Source organism: Psychrobacillus psychrodurans (genome assembly GCF_050209195.1).
GTDB classification, from domain to species: Bacteria; Bacillota; Bacilli; order Bacillales_A; family Planococcaceae; genus Psychrobacillus; species Psychrobacillus psychrodurans.
Map to the genome: position 1 here is coordinate 3,819,143 of NZ_CP189791.1, position 21,591 is coordinate 3,840,733.

Below are 21,591 nucleotides of genomic sequence, written 5' to 3' on the forward strand. Positions count from 1 at the left end.
GCTATATCAAAACCCGTTTAGTCTTCTTTACGTAATCCTAAACCAAGCTCATCTAACTTCGCTCTTACTTCTTCTAAAGACTTACGTCCAAGGTTTCGTACTTTCATCATATCGTCTTCTGATTTGCTTGCAAGCTCAAGTACTGTATTAATACCAGCGCGTTTTAAGCAATTATAAGAACGAACAGAAAGATCAAGTTCTTCAATAGTCATCTCTAAAACTTTTTCTTTTTGATCCTCTTCTTTTTCGACCATGATTTCAGCAGTCTGAGCCTCATCAGTCATCCCTACAAAAATATTCAAGTGCTCTGTTAGAATTTTTGCTCCAAGAGAAATCGCCTCTTTAGGACCTGTGCTGCCATCTGTCCACACATCAAGTGTTAGTTTATCGAAGTTGGACAATTGCCCAACACGAGTATTTTCCACTTGGAAATTCACGCGTGAAACTGGAGTATAAATAGAGTCGATCGGGATTACGCCGATAGGAAGATCCTCACGTTTGTTTTGAACAGCAGGAGTGTAGCCACGGCCTCGACCTGCGTACATACGCATGCGGAAATGACCATTTTTGCCGATTGTAGCAATATAAAGTTCCGGGTTTAAAATTTCTACGTCACTGTCATGTGTAATGTCAGCAGCTGTAATCGTTCCCTCACCTTTAACATCAATCTCAATGACCTTTTCCTCGTCAGAGTAGATTTTTAAAGCTAGCTTTTTCACATTCATAATAATAGATGCTACATCTTCCACTACGCCCTCAATAGTTGAGAACTCGTGCAAAACGCCATCAATTTGAATAGAAGTAACTGCAGCTCCTGGTAAAGATGACAGAAGGATGCGTCGTAAAGAATTTCCCAAAGTATTTCCATAGCCACGTTCAAGCGGTTCTACAACAAATTTACCAAACTTGGTATTTTCGCTGATTTCTACACTTTCAATCTTTGGTTTTTCGATTTCGATCATTCCAATTTACCCTCCCTCAAAACATCGAATGTATAGGTTCTTTCCATCATGAATTCGATCGTTAACTGATTGCTGTTAATACAACCACAGTCTGTACAATAAATGATGTTCTCAAACAAGTTGAGTATCACCTATTAAACGCGACGACGTTTTGGTGGACGGCAACCATTATGTGGTACTGGTGTTACGTCTTTTATTGCTGTAACTTCTAGACCTGCAGCTTGAAGTGCGCGGATTGCCGCTTCACGACCAGCACCTGGTCCTTTAACAGTTACTTCTAAAGTTTTAATACCATGTTCCATTGAAGTCTTTGCAGCTGTTTCTGCAGCCATTTGTGCAGCAAATGGAGTAGATTTACGAGAACCTCTAAATCCAAGAGCTCCAGCACTTGACCAAGAAAGTGCATTTCCTTGCATGTCTGTGATAGTCACAATAGTGTTGTTAAATGTTGAGCGAATGTGAGCAATACCGGATTCGATATTCTTTTTCACACGACGCTTACGTGTTTGTTGTTTACGTGCCATGTTAAGAAGAAACCTCCTTTACCGATTATTTTTTCTTGTTAGCTACTGTTTTACGTGGACCTTTACGAGTACGTGCATTGTTCTTCGTATTTTGTCCGCGTACTGGTAAGCCTCTACGATGACGGATACCACGGAATGAACCGATTTCCATCAAACGTTTAATGTTTAGTGATACTTCGCGACGAAGGTCACCTTCTACTTTGTATACACCGATTTGTTCACGGATTTTGTTTAGTTCGTCTTCTGTAAGATCACGTACACGTGTCTCTTCTGAAATACCAGCTTCCGCCAATACTTTTTGAGAAGTCGTTTTACCAATTCCGAAAATGTATGTTAATGCAATAACAACGCGTTTGTCGCGTGGAATGTCAACACCAGCAATACGTGCCATATGTGTCGTGCACCTCCTTCTTATTATCCTTGTCTTTGTTTGTGTTTAGGATTTTCACAGATTACCATTACTTTACCGCGTCGGCGAATTACCTTACATTTTTCGCAGATCGGTTTCACAGATGGTCTCACTTTCATCTAACCTAACCTCCTTAGTAGTCCGGAGTGCAAAAGATTATTATTTAAAACGGTACGTAATACGACCGCGAGTTAAATCGTAAGGAGAAAGTTCAATTGTGACTTTATCTCCAGGTAAAATACGAATGAAATGCATACGAATTTTACCCGATACATGCGCAAGTATCGTATGACCGTTTTCTAATTCTACCTTAAACATCGCGTTTGGCAAAGTCTCAACAACTGTTCCTTCGACTTCAATTACATCATCTTTCGCCATCAACCCTGTCTCCCTTCTATATACAAATCAGGTTCTCATCAAAACTCAAACGTAATTTGCTGTTAGTATAGCCTCTAGTAGAACGAAACTATTCGTTCAAGCATATGTTTGGAAATCATGAGAGATGTTCGAAAGACACTCGTAAGGTTTCGCTTTTAGCAATCCACGGAGTAGACTCTCCCTCATGTCAACATGTTCGTACGAATGTGTTGGATGAGTTCCATAGTACCCGTTCGTTACACAGATGCTTCCACGAAACCCATTATACCCCGTAAGTATTATAAATGCACGTGGACAAGGGAGTCCCCGCTTTTGATGCATTTCTTTTCCTCCGAACGTATACCGGGCGCAATATGCTTTTGCAGCTCTCGAAAAAAACATTTTCGTTCTTTGCATACTACCCGGGTATTCAGTCGTCTGCGACAGGCACCGGGCAATTATATGCGGCTGCCCTGTAACAGAGCATCAAGATCAGCGAATACTACTTTAATATCCTGCTGTCCATCTATATTAGATAAAACACCTTTGTCTTCATAAAAATCAAGCAAAGGTTGTGTTTGCTTCATATTTACTTCCAGACGGTTAGTTACCGTTTCCGGATTATCGTCAGCACGTTGATAAAGCTCGCCACCATCTTTGTCACATACTCCATCTTTAGCAGGTGGATTAAAGACCAAATGGTAAGCAGTTCCACATTCTTTACAAATGCGTCGACCTGTTAGACGTTTAATCAATTCTTCTTGTTCTACTTGAATATTAAGCACATGCTCGATAGATTTATCAAGTTCCGAAAGTAAAGCATCAAGTGCTTCTGCTTGAGGAACTGTACGAGGGAAACCGTCAAGTAGGAATCCTTTTTCACAGTCTGGTTTACTTAATCTTTCGCGGACAATACCAATCGTAACTTCATCGGGTACCAAGGCACCTTGATCCATAAACGATTTTGCTTTCAAACCTAGTTCCGTACCATCTTTAATTGCTGCACGAAACATATCGCCTGTAGAAATATGAGGGATTGCGTACTTCTCAACAATTTTATCTGCCTGAGTACCTTTACCAGCACCAGGTAAACCCATTAAAACGATATTCATACGAAAATGCCCCCCCAGGACTATATAGTCGATTTTTAGGAACATCAATGTCCCTAAAAACCTACCTTATTTCATAAAGCCTTTATAATGACGTTTAACTAGTTGGGATTCTAGCTGTTTCATCGTTTCGAGTGCTACCCCAACCACGATTAACAAACTTGTTCCGCCAATTTGTGCTGACTGCGGAAGATCCGCATATTTCACAAATAGCATCGGCATGATTGAAATGATAGCTAAGAATATAGCTCCAACAAAAGTTAATCGATACAATACGCTAGTTAAATAATTTTGTGTATTGATCCCTGGACGAATCCCTGGAATATACGCACCTTGCTTTTTCAAATTATCTGCTACGTTCTCTGGATTCACTTGAATGAACGCATAGAAGTAAGTAAATGCAATGATTAAAGCAATATAAATCGTCATACCAATAGGTTGTGTATAATCTAATGCTCTCGTAATAGCTTCGGTAGTACTGTTTTGACCGAAAAATAATACTATTGACTGTGGCGCCATAAGAAACGCTGAGGCAAAGATTACCGGAATTACTCCCGCAGCATTAACTTTTAAAGGCAAATGAGTCTGTTGACCACCAGTTTGGGCTGCACCAGAAACACGTTTCGCGTATTGAATTGGAATTTTACGCAACGCTTGTTGAACGTAAATTACTCCAACTGTTACTGCGACAATTGCTAATAAAAGTAAAAGTACTATTACAATATTGATAAACAGCGCATCTCCTGCACCTTCAATTTGCTGTGCGTACACTTGGTTAACTGCGTTTGGAATGGCAGCAACAATACCAGCGAAGATAATGATAGAAATACCATTCCCAACACCTTTAGCGGTAATTTGCTCTCCTAACCACATTAAAAATGCAGTCCCGGCTGTCAAAACAACAGCAATAACTAAGTATGTCAATATACCATCATCTTTTATTAATGAACCACTATACATACGGTTGAAACCATATGACATAGCAATCGCTTGAATAAAAGCTAACACAATTGTGAAGTAACGAGTGAATTGTGCAAGTTTACGTCTTCCGACTTCACCTTGTTTAGCCCACTCAGTAAACTTCGGAACAACATCCATTTGTAGTAATTGTACAATAATGGATGCAGTGATGTAAGGCATGATACCCATAGCTAAAATAGAAAAGTTAGCAAGGGCTCCACCACCAAATGTATTAAGGAAACCAATCAAACCCATTTGGTCTGTTTGTTTTAACACATCGGCATCGACGAAAGGTACAGGTACAAATGTCCCGATACGGAAGACGATTAACATCAATAATGTAAAAATGATTTTATTTCGAATATCTCTCACACGCATAAAGTTGGAGATTGTTTGAAACATTAAACCACCTCTGTTGATCCGCCAGCGTTCTCAATTGCTTCTTTTGCTGATGCAGAGAATTTATGAGCTTTTACAGTTAACTTCTTGTCAAGTGTTCCATTACCTAGAATCTTGATACCAGATTTCTCGCTGCTCACAACACCTGTTTCGATTAATAAAGCAGGTGTAACTTCTGTGCCTTCTTCGAAACGATTTAATGTGTCAAGGTTCACAATTGCGAATTCTTTACGATTAATATTCGTAAATCCACGTTTTGGTAAACGACGGAATAACGGGTTTTGACCGCCCTCAAATCCTGGACGAACGCCTCCGCCTGAACGAGCGTTTTGACCTTTATGACCTTTACCTGATGTTTTACCAGTTCCAGAACCGATTCCGCGTCCGATACGCTTACGCGATGAACGAGATCCTTCTGATGGTTTTAACTCATGAAGTTTCATATGGTGGCACCTCCTTATTCTTAAAATAAACCTTAAATTTCTTTTGTTGTTACTAAGTGAGCTACTTTGCCAACCATCCCACGGATAGCTGCATTGTCTTGATGCTCAACTGTTTGATGCATTTTACGTAATCCAAGAGCTTCTACTGTTTTGCGTTGAGCTGGTTTAGTACCAATCAAGCTTCTAGTAAGGGTAATTTCTAATTTAGTTGCCATTGTAATTTCCCCCCCTTATCCTAACAGTTCTTCTACTGATTTACCACGTAATTTAGCAACGTCTTCAGCACGTTTTAATTGAGTTAAACCTTCGATTGTAGCACGTACCATGTTGATTGGTGTGTTAGATCCAAGTGATTTAGAAAGAATATCTGTAATACCAGCCAATTCAAGTACCGCACGAACAGGTCCACCAGCAATTACTCCTGTACCAGGTGCTGCAGGTTTAACTAGAATAGATCCAGCACCAAAGTGTCCTACAACTAGGTGAGGAGTAGTTCCTTTAACTCTAGGTACTTCTATTAAGTTTTTCTTCGCGTCTTCAACTGCTTTACGGATAGCGTCTGGAACTTCTTGTGCTTTTCCAGTACCAAATCCTACATGACCATCTTTGTCACCGACAACTACTAATGCAGTAAAACGGAAACGACGTCCACCTTTTACAACTTTAGCAACACGGTTGATCGTTACTACGCGTTCTTCAAGTTCAAGTTTGTTTGGGTCAATACCACGCATGAAATATGTCCCTCCTTCTTCTTAAAATTCTAAGCCGTTTTCACGTGCAGCTTCAGCTAACGCTTTAACACGTCCATGATATAAGTAACCGCCACGGTCAAATACAACAGATTTGATGTTTTTTTCTGTAGCGCGTTTTGCGATTGTTTCACCAATCAATTTAGCAGCTTCTACATTTCCAGCTGTTCCATTGAAATCTTTATCCATAGTGGATGCACTTGCGATTGTAACACCTTGAGTATCATCAATCAGTTGTGCGTATAAATGTTTATTAGAACGGAATACATTTAAACGTGGACGTTCAGTAGTACCCGTGATTTTTGTACGAACACGTGCATGACGTTTCTTACGAACTTGATTTTTGTCTTGTTTCGTAATCACAGTGGTCACTCCTTTCTAATGCGAAATGCATTATTTACCTGTTTTACCTTCTTTGCGGCGTACAACTTCGCCTTCATAACGAATACCTTTACCTTTATAAGGCTCTGGTGGACGAACTTGACGAATGTTAGATGCTAAAGCACCAACGCGTTCTTTATCAATACCGCGAACGATAACTTTTGTATTAGAAGGAACTTCAACTACTAGTCCATCTTCAGGAGTGAACTCAACTGGATGTGAGTACCCTACATTTAGTACAAGTTTAGTTCCTTGTAATTGTGCACGGTAACCTACCCCAACTAAATCAAGTCCACGTTCGAATCCAGCAGATACACCCGTGATCATGTTAGCTAGCAAAGCGCGAGTTGTTCCATGAATCGTACGGTGTTCTTTTGAATCTGAAGGACGCACTAATGTTATTACTGTACCTTCTTGCTCAATCTTAATATCTTGGTTAAAAGATTTTGTTAATTCACCTTTTGGTCCTTTTACAACTACTGTATTATCAGCGTTAACTGTAACAGTAACTTCTGCAGGAACCTCTATTGGTTTTTTACCTACTCGAGACATTTTGTTGCACCTCCATTCGTTTGTTGATTATTACCAAACGTAAGCTACGATTTCTCCGCCAACTTGTTTAGCGCGAGCTTCTTTATCTGTTAATAAACCATTTGAAGTAGAAACTAAAGCAATTCCTAAACCGTTCAATACTTTAGGTACTTCGTTTGTTTTAGCGTAAACGCGAAGACCAGGTTTTGAAATACGTTTCAAACCAGTGATAACGCGCTCATCATTTTGACCATATTTTAAGAAGATACGGATAATACCTTGTTTGCTATCTTCTACATATTCAACATCACGGATGAAACCTTCGCGTTTTAAAATCTCCGCGATTTCCTTTTTCAGGTTTGAAGCAGGAACTTCTAATTTCTCGTGACGAACCATGTTAGCATTACGAATGCGTGTAAGCATATCTGCAATTGGATCTGACATTGTCATTACATTTACCTCCTTCCCAGTTATAGGGGATTACCAGCTTGCTTTTTTAACGCCAGGAATTTGTCCCTTGTATGCAAGTTCACGGAAACAAATACGGCAAAGCTTGAATTTACGATATACAGAGTGTGGACGTCCACAACGCTCACAGCGTGTGTATTCTTGCACTTTGAACTTTGGCGTACGTTGTTGTTTTACGACCATTGATTTTTTAGCCACGTTTTCGCCTCCCTTATTTTACTTTTGGAATGGCATACCGAATTGTGTTAATAACTCACGAGCTTCTTCGTCAGAGTTCGCAGTTGTTACAATCACGATGTCCATACCGCGTACTTTCGATACTTTATCATAATCGATTTCAGGGAAGATTAATTGCTCTTTAACTCCAAGAGTGTAGTTACCGCGACCGTCGAATGCTTTTTTAGAAACACCGCGGAAGTCACGTACACGTGGAAGAGAAATAGCGATCAATTTATCCAAGAAGTCATACATACGTTCTCCACGTAGAGTGACTTTTGCACCGATTGGCATACCTTCACGAAGACGGAAACCAGCGATCGATTTTTTAGCTTTCGTAACTACAGGTTTTTGACCTGAAATGATTTGTAATTCTTCTACAGCAGCATCTAGAGCTTTTGTATTAGAAACAGCATCACCAACACCCATATTGATAACGATTTTATCAACTTTAGGTACTTGCATTACTGAGTTATATTCAAACTTGCTCATTAGAGCAGGAGAAACTTCCTTAAGATACTTTTCTTTTAGGCGGTTCATGTGTGTACCTCCCTTCTCTTTACTTATTTAATAATTTCACCGGATTTTTTCGCAACACGAACTTTCTTGCCATCTTCCACTTTAGAACCTACGCGAGTCGGCTCGCCAGTTTTTGGGTCGATTAACATAACATTCGATACGTGGATTGCAGCCTCGTGGCTTACAATTCCTCCTTGCGGATTAGCTTGGTTTGGCTTCATATGTTTTTTGATGATGTTTACACCTTCAACTAACACACGGTCTTTCTTAGGAAAAGCAGTAAGAACAACACCTGTTTTACCTTTGTCTTTACCTGAGATTACCATTACTTTGTCGCCTTTTTTAACATGCATTCTGTCGCACCTCCTTGATTGGCACTTTCATGTAAATTAAAGAACTTCTGGAGCTAAAGATACGATTTTCATGAAGTTGCTGTCGCGTAATTCACGAGCAACTGGTCCGAAAATACGAGTTCCACGCGGTCCTTTATCGTCTTTGATAATAACGCAAGCATTTTCATCAAATTTGATATATGTTCCGTCTTTACGGCGTACGCCGCTCTTAGTGCGAACGATTACAGCTTTAACGACGTCACCCTTCTTGACAACGCCACCTGGTGTTGCTTTCTTAACTGTACATACGACGATATCGCCGATATTAGCAGTTTTACGTCCAGTACCACCAAGTACTTTAATAGTTAAAACTTCACGTGCACCTGAGTTGTCTGCAACTTTCATACGAGTTTCTTGTTGGATCACTTAGGTAACCTCCCTTCGGAATTTATTAGTTCCGAACTTATTATTAGATAATAACCGCTTTTTCTACAACTTCCAATAGGCGGAAGCGTTTAGTAGCTGATAGCGGACGAGTTTCCATGATACGGACGATATCTCCGATTTGGGCTTCGTTTTGCTCATCATGAGCTTTAAATTTCTTAGAATATTTAACACGTTTACCGTATAACTTGTGTTTTTTATGAGTTTCAATTAAAACAGAAATTGTTTTATCCATTTTATCTGATACAACACGGCCAGTGTATACTTTGCGTTGATTACGCTCAGTCATGCCAGAAAACCTCCTTTATCAGTTGTTTGCACTGATTTCTCTTTCACGTACCACAGTTTTCATACGCGCGATAGCTTTACGAACTTCGCGAATACGAGCTGTGTTTTCTAATTGACCAGTCGCCAATTGGAAGCGAAGGTTGAAAAGCTCTTCTTTCAGTGATTTTACCTTTTGTTCTATTTCTGCAGTAGTAAGTTCACGGATGTCATTAGCTTTCATTAGATTCACCACCAATTTCTTGACGTTTGATTATTTTACATTTAATCGGAAGCTTATGTGATGCTAAACGTAATGCTTCACGAGCAACTTCTTCAGAAACGCCAGCTATTTCAAACATTATTTTCCCAGGTTTTACAACTGCTACCCATCCTTCAGGAGCACCTTTACCTGAACCCATACGTACCTCAAGAGGCTTTTTCGTATATGGTTTATGAGGGAATATTTTAATCCATACTTTACCGCCACGTTTCATGTAACGTGTCATTGCAATACGAGCTGACTCAATTTGACGACTTGTGATCCAGCTTGCTTCAGTTGCTTGTAAACCGAATTCACCGAATGCTATTTCTTTGCCGCCTTTTGCTTCACCACGCATTTTCCCACGGTGTTCACGACGATATTTAACGCGTTTAGGCATTAACATATTATTTGCCTCCTTCCTCAGAGTTCTTCTTAACTGGAAGGACTTCACCACGATAGATCCATACTTTAACGCCTAGCTTACCATAAGTTGTGTCAGCCTCAGCATGTGCATAATCAATGTCAGCACGTAATGTATGAAGTGGTACAGTTCCTTCGCTGTAATGTTCAGCACGCGCAATGTCAGCGCCGCCTAAGCGTCCAGATACTTGAGTTTTAATACCTTTAGCGCCAGAACGCATTGTGCGTTGAATTGCTTGTTTTTGAGCACGACGGAAAGATACGCGGCCTTCTAATTGGCGTGCAATACTTTCAGCTACTAATTTAGCATCTAAGTCAGCTCTTTTTATTTCAACAATATTTATGTGTACACGTTTACCAGTTAAATCGTTCAAGTGCTTACGAAGTGCTTCCACTTCCGTACCACCTTTACCGATTACCATACCTGGTTTAGCAGTGTGAATTGTAACGTTAACACGTTTTGCAGCGCGTTCGATTTCTACAGTAGAAACAGAAGCTTCTTTTAAACGAGTTTCGATGTACTTACGGATTTTCAAGTCTTCGTGTAGTAGAGTTGCATAGTCTTTACCAGCGTACCATTTTGACTCCCAGTCACGAATGATGCCTACTCGTAATCCTATAGGATGTACTTTTTGACCCACGAATTATCCCTCCTTCTTCTCTGATACCACGATTGTAATGTGGCTAGTACGTTTGTTAATAGCACTTGCACGTCCCATTGCACGTGGGCGGAAACGTTTTAATGTTGGACCTTCATCAACGAAGACTTCAGAAACAACTAGGTTATTAACATCTAAATCATAATTGTGCTCAGCGTTTGCAATAGCAGATTTCAATACTTTCTCAACAACAGGTGATGCTGCTTTTGGAGTAAGTTGTAAAATCGCAACTGCTTCACCGACTTGCTTACCTCTGATTAAATCAACGACTAATCTTACCTTACGAGGGGCAATGCGCACTGTTTTAGCAATAGCTTTTGCTTGTGACATTTGAATGACCTCCTCTCAAATTAGCGTCTTGTTTTCTTATCATCTGCACCATGACTTTTATAAGCGCGTGTTGGTGCAAACTCGCCTAGTTTATGACCTACCATATCCTCAGTCACGTATACAGGAACATGTTTACGTCCGTCATATACTGCGATAGTTAATCCGATAAAAGTAGGGAAAATTGTTGAACGGCGAGACCAAGTCTTAATCACTTGTTTTTTCTCAGAGTCCTTTTGTGCATCGACCTTTTTCAATAAATGATCGTCTGCGAAAGGTCCTTTTTTCAAGCTACGACCCATGCTGAAACCTCCCTCCGTGATGACACCACGGTTCTATCTGTGAACCGTAGTAAAACCACTTTATTTTTTACGACGACGAATGATAAGTTTGTCGGATTTGTTTTTCTTGTTACGAGTTTTGTATCCAAGAGTTGGTTTACCCCATGGAGACATAGGTGACTTACGACCGATTGGAGTTTTACCTTCACCACCACCGTGTGGGTGATCGTTAGGGTTCATTACCGATCCACGTACAGTTGGGCGTTTGCCTAACCAACGATTACGACCAGCTTTACCAATGTTCACAAGTTCATGTTGTTCGTTTCCTACTTCACCGATTGTAGCGCGGCAAACACCTAGGATTAAACGAACTTCACCAGATTGTAAACGTACGATTACGTACTTACCTTCTTTACCAAGTAATTGAGCAGATGTACCAGCAGAACGAACTAACTGACCACCTTTACCAGGTTTCATTTCGATGTTATGGATAGTAGTACCCATTGGGATGTTTTGTAATGGAAGAGCGTTTCCTGCTTTAATATCAGCTTCTGGTCCTGACACGATTGTCATGCCCACTTCTAAGCCTTTAGGAGCTAGGATGTAACGTTTTTCCCCATCCGCATAATTAATTAATGCGATATTCGCAGATCGGTTTGGATCATATTCAATAGTAGCAACGCGTCCTGGTATACCATCTTTGTTTCGTTTGAAATCAATGATACGGTATTGACGTTTGTGTCCACCACCATGATGACGAACAGTAATTTTACCTTGATTGTTACGGCCGCCTTTACGTTTCACAGGAGCAAGTAGAGATTTCTCTGGCTTGTCAGTTGTGATTTCAGCGTAATCTAATGAAGTCATGTTACGACGTCCGTTTGTCGTTGGTTTATACTTTCTAATCGCCATGTTATTCCCTCCTTCTTGAGTATTAATTCCTTTTTACAAGGATTAGATTTCGAATAACTCGATTTCTTTGCTTTCTAGAGTTAACGTAACAATCGCTTTACGACGTTTGTTCGTATACCCACCAAATTTACCTACGCGTTTATATTTCCCTTTGTAGTTCATGATGTTTACTTTTTCAACATCTACTCCAAAGATTTCTTCAACAGCGTATTTAACTTGAGTTTTGTTGGCGCGAGTGTCCACTTCAAAAGTGTACTTTTTATCTGCCATTACTTCAGAAGAACGCTCAGTAATGACCGGACGTTTAATAATATCACGTGCTTCCATTATCCAAGCACCTCCTCTACTTTTTCTACTGCTGCTTTAGTCATTACAAGTTTGTTATGACCGATTAAATCTAAAACGTTAATGCCTGTTGCAGACACTACTGTGATTCCAGGGATGTTACGAGCAGCTAATGCTACTGTTTCATCTAAATCAGCAGTTACGAATAACGCTTTTTTATCGATTGAAAGGTTAGATAACACTTTCACGAATTCTTTTGTTTTTGGTGCATCAAATGCTAAACCTTCAAGTACTACAATGCTTTCTTCACGAGCTTTTGTTGAAAGAGCTGAAAGAAGAGCTAAACGACGTACTTTTTTAGGTAATTTAAAGCTGTAACTACGTGGAGTCGGTCCGAAAACAACACCACCACCACGCCATTGTGGAGAGCGGATAGAACCTTGACGAGCACGTCCAGTTCCTTTTTGTTTCCATGGTTTACGTCCACCACCAGCAACTTCAGAACGGTTTTTCACTTTGTGATTACCTTGACGAAGTGAAGCGCGTTGAGAAATGATAGCTTCAAATAAAACAGATTCATTTGGTTCAATACCGAAAACTTTATCGTTTAATTCGATTTCACCAACTGAAGAGCCTGCTTGATTGAATAATGATACTTTTGCCATTCCTGTTTCCTCCTTCCTTAAGAGAATTATTTCGATTTAATAGCAGCTTTTACAACTACTAATGATTTACGAGAACCAGGAACATTACCTTTTACTAATAGTAGATTACGTTCAGCATCCACTCTTACGATTTCTAAGTTTTGGATTGTTACTGTATGTCCACCCATTTGACCAGGTAATTTCTTTTGTTTGAATACACGGTTCGGAGCAACTGGCCCCATTGAACCTGGACGACGGTGGTAACGAGATCCATGGGCCATTGGTCCACGAGATTGTCCGTGGCGTTTAATAACACCTTGGAAACCTTTACCTTTAGTAACACCTGTTACATCAATTACATCGCCTTCTGTAAAACTTTCTACCTTGACTTCTTGACCAACTTCGTAATTAGCTGTATCCAAGCCGCGGAATTCGCGGATGAAGCGCTTAGGAGCAGTGCTTGCTTTAGCTACGTGCCCTTTCGCAGGTTTATTAGAAAGCTTTTCGCGCTTGTCTTCAAAACCTAACTGAATAGCTTCGTAACCGTCTGTTTCAGCTGTTTTCTTTTGAAGTACTACGTTTGGAGTAGCTTCAATAACAGTTACAGGGATTAAGTCACCGTTCTCAGCAAATACTTGCGTCATACCGATTTTTCTACCTAAGATTCCTTTGGTCATTCGTCACACCTCCTATAATAATTTGTGTTTTTTATTTTTTACCATTAAAGTTTGATTTCAATATCAACGCCAGATGGTAAATCAAGCTTCATTAACGCATCAACAGTTTGTGGTGTTGGGTTAACGATATCGATAAGACGTTTATGCGTACGCATTTCGAATTGCTCACGAGAATCTTTATACTTATGAACAGCACGAAGAATCGTATAAACAGATCTTTCAGTCGGAAGTGGAATCGGACCCGATACACTTGCACCTGAACGTTTAGCAGTTTCCACAATTTTCTCAGCAGATTGATCAAGAATTCTGTGATCATACGCTTTTAAACGGATACGAATTTTTTGTTTTGCCATTACTTTCCCTCCTTTTCGCCTATTTTCTAGACATTCTCCACGAAAATTTTCCGTACACTCGCCATGGCAAAGCGGCCGGGTGTGTCGGTAACCTCTCGCTTCATCGCAGTCAAAGACCAACATTCAACATTATATACAATAAAAAAAGATTTCGCAAGTGTTTTTACGAAATTCTTTTTAATGTTATAACCGCATTACTTTTTCTATAATACTTATGTTTTTCTAAGCCGTTGTCTAGTATATAAAATTTAGATTGAAATAGCAACTGATATGAGTGATATTATTTTTAGAATTCGTAGTTCCTTTTATTACAATCTGCAACTATGTTTCTCTAAAACAATTCCAATTAAAAAGGATATCCCTTAGATAGGGATACCCTTCCTTCTATTTATTACTATAGAACAAACACTACCGCTATCCATCCGAAAAGAACGAGTGGAATATTATAACAAAGAAATGTGGGCACACATGTATCCCAAATATGATTATGCTGTCCATCAACGTTCAATCCTGCAGTTGGTCCAAGCGTTGAGTCGGAAGCAGGTGAACCCGCGTCACCTAACGCACCTGCAGTACCTATTAAAGCGATTGTCGCTACTGGGCTTAACCCAAGCTCCATTGCAAGCGGTACAAAGATAGCAGCGATAATAGGTATAGTTGCAAATGATGAACCTATTCCCATCGTCACTACCAAACCTATGATCAACATTAGTAACACCGCTGCACTAATATTACCCCCTAATAGCCCTGAGGATGCTTCCACGAGACTTTCTACGTGCCCAGTAGCATTAATGACCGCCGCAAATCCATTGGCTGTAATCATCACGAAACCAACGAATGCCATCATACGCATTCCTTCTGTGAGAAGTACATCTGCCTCTTTCCTTTTTAACGCACCACTGACGTAAAGGACTACAATACCTGCAAGAGCTCCCGCAATCATAGAGTCTGTTGCTACTTGAACAACTAAAGCTGCTATTAATGAAATCACCGTAAAGATAATGCTACTTTTTTTCACCTGTACTTTTAATTCGCTTACTTTTACTGCTTCTTGTTTATAGTTTCTAGGTTTGCGAAATAATACAAAAGCCATTACCAACCCAAATACCATTCCAAGAGCCGGAACAGCCATCGCCTTGGGAATATCATTTAATGCTATCTCTAGCCCGGAGAGGCCCATCTGTGTAGCAACGATTTCTTGATAAATTGCACCAAATCCGTACGGGAGAAACATATATGGAGTAATTAAACCAAACGCCAAAATACAAGCAATTAATCTTCGGTCTACTTGTAACATGTTCAACACTTTTAAGATAGGCGGTACTAACAATGGAATAAAAGCAATATGAATCGGGATCAAATTCTGAGAGAACACAGCCATCATCAATAGCAATAAAAAGACTAAAGCTTTCACAAATCCTGTTTTATCTGAATCTCCCTTACTTTTCACTAACTTTAAAATTGCCAACACTAATAACTCCGGAATACCAGTTTTAGAGATAGCAATTGCAAAGCCTCCTAACAGTGCATAACTAAGCGCTATGGTCGCTCCTGCACCTAACCCACCCGTAAATGCATCGATCGTTTCTGCAACGGATAGACCTGCTGTGAGCCCTCCTACAAGAGCACCTATAATTAATGAGAACACTACATTGATACGAAGTAAACTCAATACTAACATTACTATTACTGCAATTAAAACAGCGTTCATATAAAACACTCTCACTTTCACACACTAGATTACTAATACGTAGAAGTTTATAATTTTACAACTCAAATGTCAATAGTCTACCCTCGTACTATTTATAAAAAACCTGAAATCCAAAAGAAATGGACTCAGGTTTTTTATTAAAATGCATTTTCTACAACTTTTCTATAATAGCCAGCAGATAGAATAGCAAATATTGAGTAAAGTATAATATATATACTCATCGTAATCAGTAAGGGAGCTACTAGTTCCGTACCAAAGAAAACCCATCCAGCTTTAACTGCGAAATAACTGTGCGATAGGCCGATTAATAACGGAAAGCCGAAGTTAAACAGCTGCTTCCTACGAATCCCCTTCATAATTTCATTAGTAGTAAATCCCATCTTACGCAAAATCGTATAGGCTCCCTTTTCTTCATCAGCCTCGGACATTTGTTTAAAGTATAATATACTCCCAGTCGCAATCAAAAATGCTAGACCTAAGAATCCTGATATAAAAATAGTCAGCCCAAATGAATTTAATATATCTAAACGATAGATTTCTTGAGATTCTATACTAACTGTTTTTGTTGCTAGTCCACTAGGGTAAGGGATTTCTACTGATACTTTGTTCGCTTCAAATACTTCCTCCGCTTTTTTTAGTTGATCCTTTTCCTTCAACTCCATACCTACTATCTTTTGATTTTCATTTAGAGGATCATGAAGTAATTTTTGGAAATAGGAATCAGATACTATAACCGTAATAAAATTATAGTTATGATAATTTGGTACCAAGGATTCTTCTGTAACCTCAGTAATAAATATTTCATCCGTTCCGGTAGAAGTGATAAACTGAATTGGTTTTTGTGATTCCAGTCTTATATTTTCCGCACTTAAACTATCATAGCCTACTATATACCCCTCATCTTCCTTTAATTGAAGATTAGGTAACTTGTTTTGTATATCTTTCTGACTTACAACTTGCACCGTCAGTAGCGTGGATACATCTTTTTTTAGCGCAAATTCTTTCAAAAGAAGTGGTCGGACATCAGCTTGAACCGCCAGTAAATCTAGGTCATGTCTAGTATATTGAATCCCTTCTTTGTCAAACTCATCTATTAAGTCAAAACCAGTATCCTCGTACATTACATAGTCATAAGACACTGAATCCTGCGCCATCGCATCTGCAGAGTAGTAAGAGATATAAGCTAATGTGAGTATTCCAAGTGTTGTAGCAGATAAAATCGTAATAGTCGTAAGAGACATTGCACTGGACTTCATGCGATGCATAATAGTAGACAAAGATAAAACATCTGCAACAGACATTAAACCTTTTTTACTTTTCCTTACTATATTAAGAATAAGTGCTACTGAGAAACGAAACACAAAATATGTTCCACCAATCGTTAAGGTTAGTATTAAAAGCAGTTGAATCAACATCTTATCTGGCGTCAGTGTTGGATCATCTAATAAATCTAGTAGAGTAGTGGATAAATAGTAGCCGTATCCTATAAAAACAAGCCCTATAAACCCTAAGATCATTTGAAAAGCATTGAATTTTTTAACCTTTTCGTCTGCAACTACTGTTGTAGTGATAAGGCTTAAGAGTGACACTCTCCTTATCCTCATAGCTGTTTGCAAAATTACTACCATTAGTAATAATAGAAATACAATTACAGTCCTTAGAAGAGCTTCTATAGAAAAAGAAAGTTCTACAAACGCATCCTTTTCTATTATTTTCAAGAGAATCATTACAAATATTCTCGATGTAATAAACCCCATAAATACTCCGAGGATAATTGCACCTAACCAAAGTATAATATTCTCAATTGCTATTAATCTGGTCACTAGCCCCTTTGGCATTCCTACTAGCTGATATAAGCCGATTTCCTTGCTCCGTCGATTCATAAATAACTTATTAGCATAAAGAACAAAGAAAATGACAATGAATAGGAGTAGATAAGAAGCTGCTTTTAAAATTGTTGCAGTCATACCATTACCAATTTCCATAGTTATTGCTGGATTATACTGTAACGTTACAAAGGAATAATACAATGTAACGCTAAATATTAAAGCGAAGACATATAAATAATAATTTTTAGCATTTTTCCTCATACTTCTTAGAACTAACTGATTAAGCGTCATAGCCATCACCACTTAATACACTTTGGGTATTCATAATTTCACGATAGAATTGCTTCCGATCCTTTTCACCTTTATAGAGCTCCGAATATATTTGCCCGTCTTTTAAAAATAGTACTCGTGAGCAAAAACTAGCAGCCACAGGATCATGCGTAACCATCATAATTGTCACTTTTTTCTCTTTATTAATTTTTTCTAAATTACTTAGTAATGCGGTAGCCGATTTAGAATCCAATGCCCCCGTTGGTTCATCAGCAAATACGATAGACGGATTACCCACAAGAGCTCTTGCAGCCGACGTTCTTTGTTTTTGTCCTCCAGATATTTCATTAGGATATTTGTTCAATATATCCTCAATTCCTAAAAGAGTTGTGATATCTTTTATCTTCTTCTCTGCCACAGTTTTAGGAACTTTTCCTACTGATAAAGGGAGATATATATTTTCTTTGACAGTCAATGTGTCCAGCAAGTTATAATCTTGGAAGACAAAACCAAGTTGTTCTCTGCGGAACTGGGCAAGTTTTTGTTCCTTCATTTTTTGCAGATTTAAATTGTTTATCTCTATCATACCTTCTGTAACTTTATCAATAGATGCTAACACATTTAAAAGAGTTGTTTTACCCGAGCCCGAAGGTCCCATAATTCCAACAAATTCTCCTTCTCGTACTTCTATATCAATATCCTTCAATACTTCCTGAGTATTTGTCTTTTTTCCAAACACCTTTTTAATTTTTCGACCTCGTAAAATAATCATGGTCTACCTCCTACCTTTTATTACTCTCATTTTACCCACTATTTAATAGAAAATCGTTTGTTTAAGGTGACAAACAAAGAAAGTAGATGACATTATTGTCACCTACCTAGTATTTGTTGCATCTTATTTTGTAAGGGGAAATGTAATGAAAAGGTAGACCCAATACCAACCTCAGAAACTACACTTATTGTAATTCCTAGATTTTCGGCAGAATTCTTTGCTAAGTATAGTCCCATTCCAGTGGAAGCAGTACTTTCTCTCCCCACCCTACCCGTAAAAGTTTTATCAAAAATTCTAGGCAAGTCCGCTTGAGATATCCCAACACCTTCATCTTGAATGGAAAGAATCAAGTGACCCAACTCATCCTTTTTAGTATAGATCTGTATTTCTTGCCCTTCTTTACTATATTTAACCGCATTCGATATTATCTGCCGTATTATAAATGAAAGCCACTTTTGATCAGTTAGGGTATCTTCATCTAAATCTTTGGTTTCAAAACCTATATTACGCTGCATACACCAAGGCTTTAATTCTTTTATTTCCTGGAAAATAACACTTTTTAGATTTACTTCTTCTATCACATTATCTTTTTCTATAAAAGGAAGGCGTGTTTTATGAAGCTGTTGATCTAAAAGCATGTGTAATCTGAGCCATTCTACCTCTAATTTTTTTTTAAGTATTGAATCTTGCACGTTATCTAACATGAGTTTCATACTAGTTAGTGGTGTTTTCATCTCATGTATCCAGGAAAGTGCTTGGTCCTTTTCTTCAAGTAAAATCGTTTTAGAATCATTTAACTCCTGTTTCCCTAAAAGAATAAGCTCTTGAAGCTCATCCATGATTATTTTATCGAAAAGTGATTGTCCGTTTGGTAGTCTTGCAATAACCTGATCGAATGTAGAGTCTTTCTCACTTATACTAACAACACTTTTTATAAATCTTGTTTCTTGATAAAATCTCCACAAAAAGAATATTAAAAACAAAAATAAATTGATACTATTCATATACAATAAAGAGGTATTTGTAAAGGAAACGTCTATTGTCACTAGTATATTAATCCATAGCTGAAAAAAAACAAAAAATACAATCCATGCAGTGCGTTCTTTTATATATAAGAGAAACAGCTTCATAGCTCACCCTTTGTTACCGCCATATATCCCAATCCCTTTTTGGTTAATATAACTTCTTCTAACCCAATTTGCTCCAATTTTAACCGCAGTCTATTAACGTTTACAGAAAGTGTATTGTCATTCACGAATTTCTCATCATCCCATAACTTTCTCATGAGATCATCTCTCGAAACTATTTTATCTACGTATTGGTATAAAATTTTAAGTATAAATAACTCATTTTTAGTAAGTTCAACCTCTTTATCTCCCTTGGAGATATTACTTCTAGAGTAATCTATAATAGCACCGTTCCACTGTACAATATCTGACTGTTCTTCAGTATAGTCATACGTTCTACGAAGTAGTGCCTGAACTTTCGCTAATAAGACTTCCATATTAAAAGGTTTTTGAACGAAGTCATCTGCCCCCATTTGCATCGCCATAATCATGTCCATTGGATGATCTCTCGACGAAAGAAAGATAATAGGCACCTTTGAATGCACCCGAATCTCTCGGCACCAATGAAAGCCATCATAAGCCGGAAGCTGTATATCTATAATTACTAACTGTGGTTTCTGTTCTATAAATGTAGGAAGTACTTGCTGAAAGTCATTAGGCCCAATTACTTCAAATGACCAAAGAAGAAACTTTTCTTTTAATAAATTAAATATCGAAATATCATCTTCAATTAGCATAATTTTTTGCATTTTATTACCTCCTACGTACAGTGTACACAATTTTAAGTATAAAAAAAACCATCTCGTCGTCACGAGATGGTTTTATATTAAAGAATTATAGATTACTTAGTGATAGTAGCAACTACACCAGCGCCTACAGTACGTCCACCCTCACGGATAGAGAATTTAGTACCTTCTTCAAGAGCGATTGGTGAGATTAGAGATACAGTCATTTCGATGTTATCTCCAGGCATAACCATTTCTACACCTTCAGGTAAGTTACAAACACCAGTTACGTCAGTTGTACGGAAGTAGAACTGAGGACGGTAGTTTGAGAAGAATGGAGTATGACGTCCACCCTCTTCTTTTGAAAGAACATAAACTTCAGCTTTGAAGTCTGTGTGTGGAGTGATTGAACCTGGTTTAGCTAATACTTGCCCACGTTGGATCTCTTCACGAGAAACCCCACGAAGAAGTGCACCAATGTTGTCTCCAGCTTCAGCATAGTCAAGAAGTTTACGGAACATTTCAACACCAGTTACAGTAGTTGATTTTGCTTCTTCAGTAATACCGATGATGTCTACAACGTCACCAATTTTAACTTGTCCACGCTCAACACGTCCAGTAGCAACTGTACCACGACCAGTGATTGAGAATACATCCTCTACTGGCATCATGAATGGTTTGTCAGTTTGACGTTCTGGAGTTGGGATATAGCTATCTACAGCGTCCATTAATTCAATAATTTTTTCTTCCCAATCTGCTTCTCCTTCAAGAGCTTTAAGAGCAGAACCTTTAATTACAGGAAGGTCATCGCCTGGGAAGTCGTATTCAGAAAGAAGGTCACGAATTTCCATTTCAACTAATTCAAGTAATTCTTCGTCATCAACCATATCACATTTGTTCATGAATACAACTAGGTATGGAACACCTACTTGACGTGAAAGAAGGATATGCTCACGAGTTTGTGGCATTGGGCCATCAGCAGCAGATACTACTAAGATCCCGCCGTCCATTTGTGCTGCACCTGTGATCATGTTTTTAACATAGTCAGCATGTCCTGGGCAGTCAACGTGTGCGTAGTGACGAGTTTCAGTTTCATACTCAACGTGTGAAGTATTGATAGTGATTCCACGTTCTTTTTCTTCAGGAGCGTTATCGATGTCAGCATATGATTTAGCTGTTCCACCCATTTTTTTAGAAAGAACTGTTGCGATAGCAGCAGTTAGAGTTGTTTTACCATGGTCAACGTGTCCGATTGTACCAATGTTAGCATGTGTTTTGGAGCGATCAAATTTTTCTTTAGCCATTAGAGAAGTCCTCCTCAGTAATT

34 protein-coding genes are annotated in these 21,591 nt (G+C 38.6%); all 34 read right to left on the reverse strand.

Annotation, left to right across the window (positions count from 1 at the left end; translation table 11 throughout):
- Positions 1-17: 17 nt before the first annotated feature.
- Positions 18-962 (reverse strand): DNA-directed RNA polymerase subunit alpha, encoded by a 945-nt coding sequence (locus ACQCPR_RS18945; RefSeq protein ID WP_090567885.1) that lies wholly within the window; start codon positions 960-962, stop codon positions 18-20.
- Between the two features lie 134 nt (positions 963-1,096).
- Positions 1,097-1,486: a 30S ribosomal protein S11 gene (gene rpsK, locus ACQCPR_RS18950; RefSeq protein ID WP_090567882.1), complete on the reverse strand. Its 390-nt coding sequence runs from the start codon at positions 1,484-1,486 to the stop codon at positions 1,097-1,099.
- A 25-nt stretch (positions 1,487-1,511) separates the two neighbouring features.
- Complete coding sequence (gene rpsM, locus ACQCPR_RS18955) at positions 1,512-1,877, reverse strand: 30S ribosomal protein S13 (RefSeq protein WP_090567879.1); 366 nt, start codon at positions 1,875-1,877, stop codon at positions 1,512-1,514.
- Between the two features lie 23 nt (positions 1,878-1,900).
- The gene (rpmJ, locus tag ACQCPR_RS18960) at positions 1,901-2,014 is read right to left on the reverse strand and encodes a 50S ribosomal protein L36 (RefSeq protein ID WP_003247619.1); all 114 of its coding nucleotides are present in this window, start codon (positions 2,012-2,014) and stop codon (positions 1,901-1,903) included.
- 40 nt (positions 2,015-2,054) lie between these two features.
- Positions 2,055-2,273, reverse strand: coding sequence for a translation initiation factor IF-1 (gene infA, locus ACQCPR_RS18965; RefSeq protein WP_016429904.1), 219 nt, complete (start codon positions 2,271-2,273; stop codon positions 2,055-2,057).
- Between the two features lie 437 nt (positions 2,274-2,710).
- A complete protein-coding gene (locus tag ACQCPR_RS18970) occupies positions 2,711-3,364 on the reverse strand; it encodes an adenylate kinase (RefSeq protein ID WP_090567876.1) in 654 nt (217 codons plus the stop codon).
- Positions 3,365-3,430: 66 nt separating this feature from the next.
- Positions 3,431-4,723, reverse strand: a complete 1,293-nt coding sequence (secY, locus tag ACQCPR_RS18975) for a preprotein translocase subunit SecY (RefSeq protein WP_090567873.1) — start codon at positions 4,721-4,723, stop codon at positions 3,431-3,433.
- Entirely contained in the window at positions 4,723-5,163 is a 441-nt protein-coding gene (rplO, locus tag ACQCPR_RS18980; RefSeq protein ID WP_090567869.1) for a 50S ribosomal protein L15, read from the reverse strand. Before rplO ends, secY begins: the two co-directional genes overlap by 1 nt.
- 32 nt (positions 5,164-5,195) lie before the next feature.
- Positions 5,196-5,378, reverse strand: a complete 183-nt coding sequence (rpmD, locus tag ACQCPR_RS18985) for a 50S ribosomal protein L30 (RefSeq protein ID WP_090567866.1) — start codon at positions 5,376-5,378, stop codon at positions 5,196-5,198.
- 15 nt (positions 5,379-5,393) lie between these two features.
- Positions 5,394-5,894, reverse strand: a complete 501-nt coding sequence (gene rpsE, locus ACQCPR_RS18990; RefSeq protein ID WP_090567863.1) for a 30S ribosomal protein S5 — start codon at positions 5,892-5,894, stop codon at positions 5,394-5,396.
- A gap of 21 nt (positions 5,895-5,915) precedes the next feature.
- The gene (rplR, locus tag ACQCPR_RS18995) at positions 5,916-6,275 is read right to left on the reverse strand and encodes a 50S ribosomal protein L18 (protein ID WP_090567859.1); all 360 of its coding nucleotides are present in this window, start codon (positions 6,273-6,275) and stop codon (positions 5,916-5,918) included.
- Positions 6,276-6,305: 30 nt separating this feature from the next.
- On the reverse strand, positions 6,306-6,845 hold the full coding sequence (gene rplF, locus ACQCPR_RS19000) for a 50S ribosomal protein L6 (RefSeq protein ID WP_090567856.1): 540 nt from the start codon (positions 6,843-6,845) through the stop codon (positions 6,306-6,308).
- 30 nt (positions 6,846-6,875) lie between these two features.
- Positions 6,876-7,274 (reverse strand): 30S ribosomal protein S8, encoded by a 399-nt coding sequence (gene rpsH, locus ACQCPR_RS19005; protein WP_090567854.1) that lies wholly within the window; start codon positions 7,272-7,274, stop codon positions 6,876-6,878.
- 30 nt (positions 7,275-7,304) lie between these two features.
- Positions 7,305-7,490 carry a 30S ribosomal protein S14 gene (gene rpsN, locus ACQCPR_RS19010; protein WP_090567851.1) on the reverse strand — a complete coding sequence of 62 codons (186 nt, stop codon included), beginning with the start codon at positions 7,488-7,490 and terminating at the stop codon, positions 7,305-7,307.
- 18 nt (positions 7,491-7,508) lie between these two features.
- On the reverse strand, positions 7,509-8,048 hold the full coding sequence (rplE, locus tag ACQCPR_RS19015) for a 50S ribosomal protein L5 (RefSeq protein WP_090567848.1): 540 nt from the start codon (positions 8,046-8,048) through the stop codon (positions 7,509-7,511).
- A gap of 23 nt (positions 8,049-8,071) precedes the next feature.
- The gene (gene rplX / locus ACQCPR_RS19020) at positions 8,072-8,380 is read right to left on the reverse strand and encodes a 50S ribosomal protein L24 (protein ID WP_090567845.1); all 309 of its coding nucleotides are present in this window, start codon (positions 8,378-8,380) and stop codon (positions 8,072-8,074) included.
- 36 nt (positions 8,381-8,416) lie between these two features.
- Positions 8,417-8,785 (reverse strand): 50S ribosomal protein L14, encoded by a 369-nt coding sequence (gene rplN, locus ACQCPR_RS19025; protein ID WP_053591327.1) that lies wholly within the window; start codon positions 8,783-8,785, stop codon positions 8,417-8,419.
- A 43-nt stretch (positions 8,786-8,828) separates the two neighbouring features.
- Positions 8,829-9,092, reverse strand: coding sequence for a 30S ribosomal protein S17 (gene rpsQ / locus ACQCPR_RS19030; RefSeq protein WP_090567844.1), 264 nt, complete (start codon positions 9,090-9,092; stop codon positions 8,829-8,831).
- Positions 9,093-9,110: 18 nt separating this feature from the next.
- Positions 9,111-9,311, reverse strand: coding sequence for a 50S ribosomal protein L29 (gene rpmC, locus ACQCPR_RS19035; protein WP_090567840.1), 201 nt, complete (start codon positions 9,309-9,311; stop codon positions 9,111-9,113).
- Complete coding sequence (gene rplP, locus ACQCPR_RS19040; RefSeq protein WP_090567838.1) at positions 9,301-9,735, reverse strand: 50S ribosomal protein L16; 435 nt, start codon at positions 9,733-9,735, stop codon at positions 9,301-9,303. The genes rpmC and rplP overlap by 11 nt, the downstream gene beginning before the upstream one ends.
- Position 9,736: 1 nt before the next feature.
- The gene (gene rpsC / locus ACQCPR_RS19045; RefSeq protein WP_090567835.1) at positions 9,737-10,393 is read right to left on the reverse strand and encodes a 30S ribosomal protein S3; all 657 of its coding nucleotides are present in this window, start codon (positions 10,391-10,393) and stop codon (positions 9,737-9,739) included.
- A 3-nt stretch (positions 10,394-10,396) separates the two neighbouring features.
- Positions 10,397-10,741 (reverse strand): 50S ribosomal protein L22, encoded by a 345-nt coding sequence (rplV, locus tag ACQCPR_RS19050; protein WP_090567832.1) that lies wholly within the window; start codon positions 10,739-10,741, stop codon positions 10,397-10,399.
- Positions 10,742-10,761: 20 nt separating this feature from the next.
- The gene (gene rpsS / locus ACQCPR_RS19055) at positions 10,762-11,040 is read right to left on the reverse strand and encodes a 30S ribosomal protein S19 (protein WP_090567829.1); all 279 of its coding nucleotides are present in this window, start codon (positions 11,038-11,040) and stop codon (positions 10,762-10,764) included.
- A 60-nt stretch (positions 11,041-11,100) separates the two neighbouring features.
- Entirely contained in the window at positions 11,101-11,931 is an 831-nt protein-coding gene (gene rplB, locus ACQCPR_RS19060; RefSeq protein WP_090567824.1) for a 50S ribosomal protein L2, read from the reverse strand.
- Between the two features lie 42 nt (positions 11,932-11,973).
- Positions 11,974-12,258 (reverse strand): 50S ribosomal protein L23, encoded by a 285-nt coding sequence (gene rplW / locus ACQCPR_RS19065; RefSeq protein ID WP_090567820.1) that lies wholly within the window; start codon positions 12,256-12,258, stop codon positions 11,974-11,976.
- Positions 12,258-12,881 carry a 50S ribosomal protein L4 gene (gene rplD, locus ACQCPR_RS19070; protein WP_090567817.1) on the reverse strand — a complete coding sequence of 208 codons (624 nt, stop codon included), beginning with the start codon at positions 12,879-12,881 and terminating at the stop codon, positions 12,258-12,260. Before rplD ends, rplW begins: the two co-directional genes overlap by 1 nt.
- 26 nt (positions 12,882-12,907) lie before the next feature.
- On the reverse strand, positions 12,908-13,537 hold the full coding sequence (gene rplC, locus ACQCPR_RS19075) for a 50S ribosomal protein L3 (protein ID WP_090567814.1): 630 nt from the start codon (positions 13,535-13,537) through the stop codon (positions 12,908-12,910).
- A 44-nt stretch (positions 13,538-13,581) separates the two neighbouring features.
- Positions 13,582-13,890: a 30S ribosomal protein S10 gene (gene rpsJ, locus ACQCPR_RS19080; RefSeq protein ID WP_042478628.1), complete on the reverse strand. Its 309-nt coding sequence runs from the start codon at positions 13,888-13,890 to the stop codon at positions 13,582-13,584.
- A gap of 394 nt (positions 13,891-14,284) precedes the next feature.
- The gene (locus ACQCPR_RS19085; RefSeq protein ID WP_427137803.1) at positions 14,285-15,601 is read right to left on the reverse strand and encodes a Na+/H+ antiporter family protein; all 1,317 of its coding nucleotides are present in this window, start codon (positions 15,599-15,601) and stop codon (positions 14,285-14,287) included.
- Between the two features lie 137 nt (positions 15,602-15,738).
- Positions 15,739-17,721 (reverse strand): FtsX-like permease family protein, encoded by a 1,983-nt coding sequence (locus tag ACQCPR_RS19090; RefSeq protein WP_427137804.1) that lies wholly within the window; start codon positions 17,719-17,721, stop codon positions 15,739-15,741.
- Positions 17,711-18,472 carry an ABC transporter ATP-binding protein gene (locus ACQCPR_RS19095; protein WP_427137805.1) on the reverse strand — a complete coding sequence of 254 codons (762 nt, stop codon included), beginning with the start codon at positions 18,470-18,472 and terminating at the stop codon, positions 17,711-17,713. The genes ACQCPR_RS19090 and ACQCPR_RS19095 overlap by 11 nt, the downstream gene beginning before the upstream one ends.
- 98 nt (positions 18,473-18,570) lie before the next feature.
- Complete coding sequence (locus ACQCPR_RS19100; RefSeq protein ID WP_427137806.1) at positions 18,571-19,602, reverse strand: sensor histidine kinase; 1,032 nt, start codon at positions 19,600-19,602, stop codon at positions 18,571-18,573.
- Positions 19,599-20,288 carry a response regulator transcription factor gene (locus tag ACQCPR_RS19105; protein WP_090567793.1) on the reverse strand — a complete coding sequence of 230 codons (690 nt, stop codon included), beginning with the start codon at positions 20,286-20,288 and terminating at the stop codon, positions 19,599-19,601. Before ACQCPR_RS19105 ends, ACQCPR_RS19100 begins: the two co-directional genes overlap by 4 nt.
- 92 nt (positions 20,289-20,380) lie before the next feature.
- Positions 20,381-21,568 carry an elongation factor Tu gene (gene tuf, locus ACQCPR_RS19110; RefSeq protein ID WP_090567789.1) on the reverse strand — a complete coding sequence of 396 codons (1,188 nt, stop codon included), beginning with the start codon at positions 21,566-21,568 and terminating at the stop codon, positions 20,381-20,383.
- Positions 21,569-21,591: the final 23 nt, after the last annotated feature.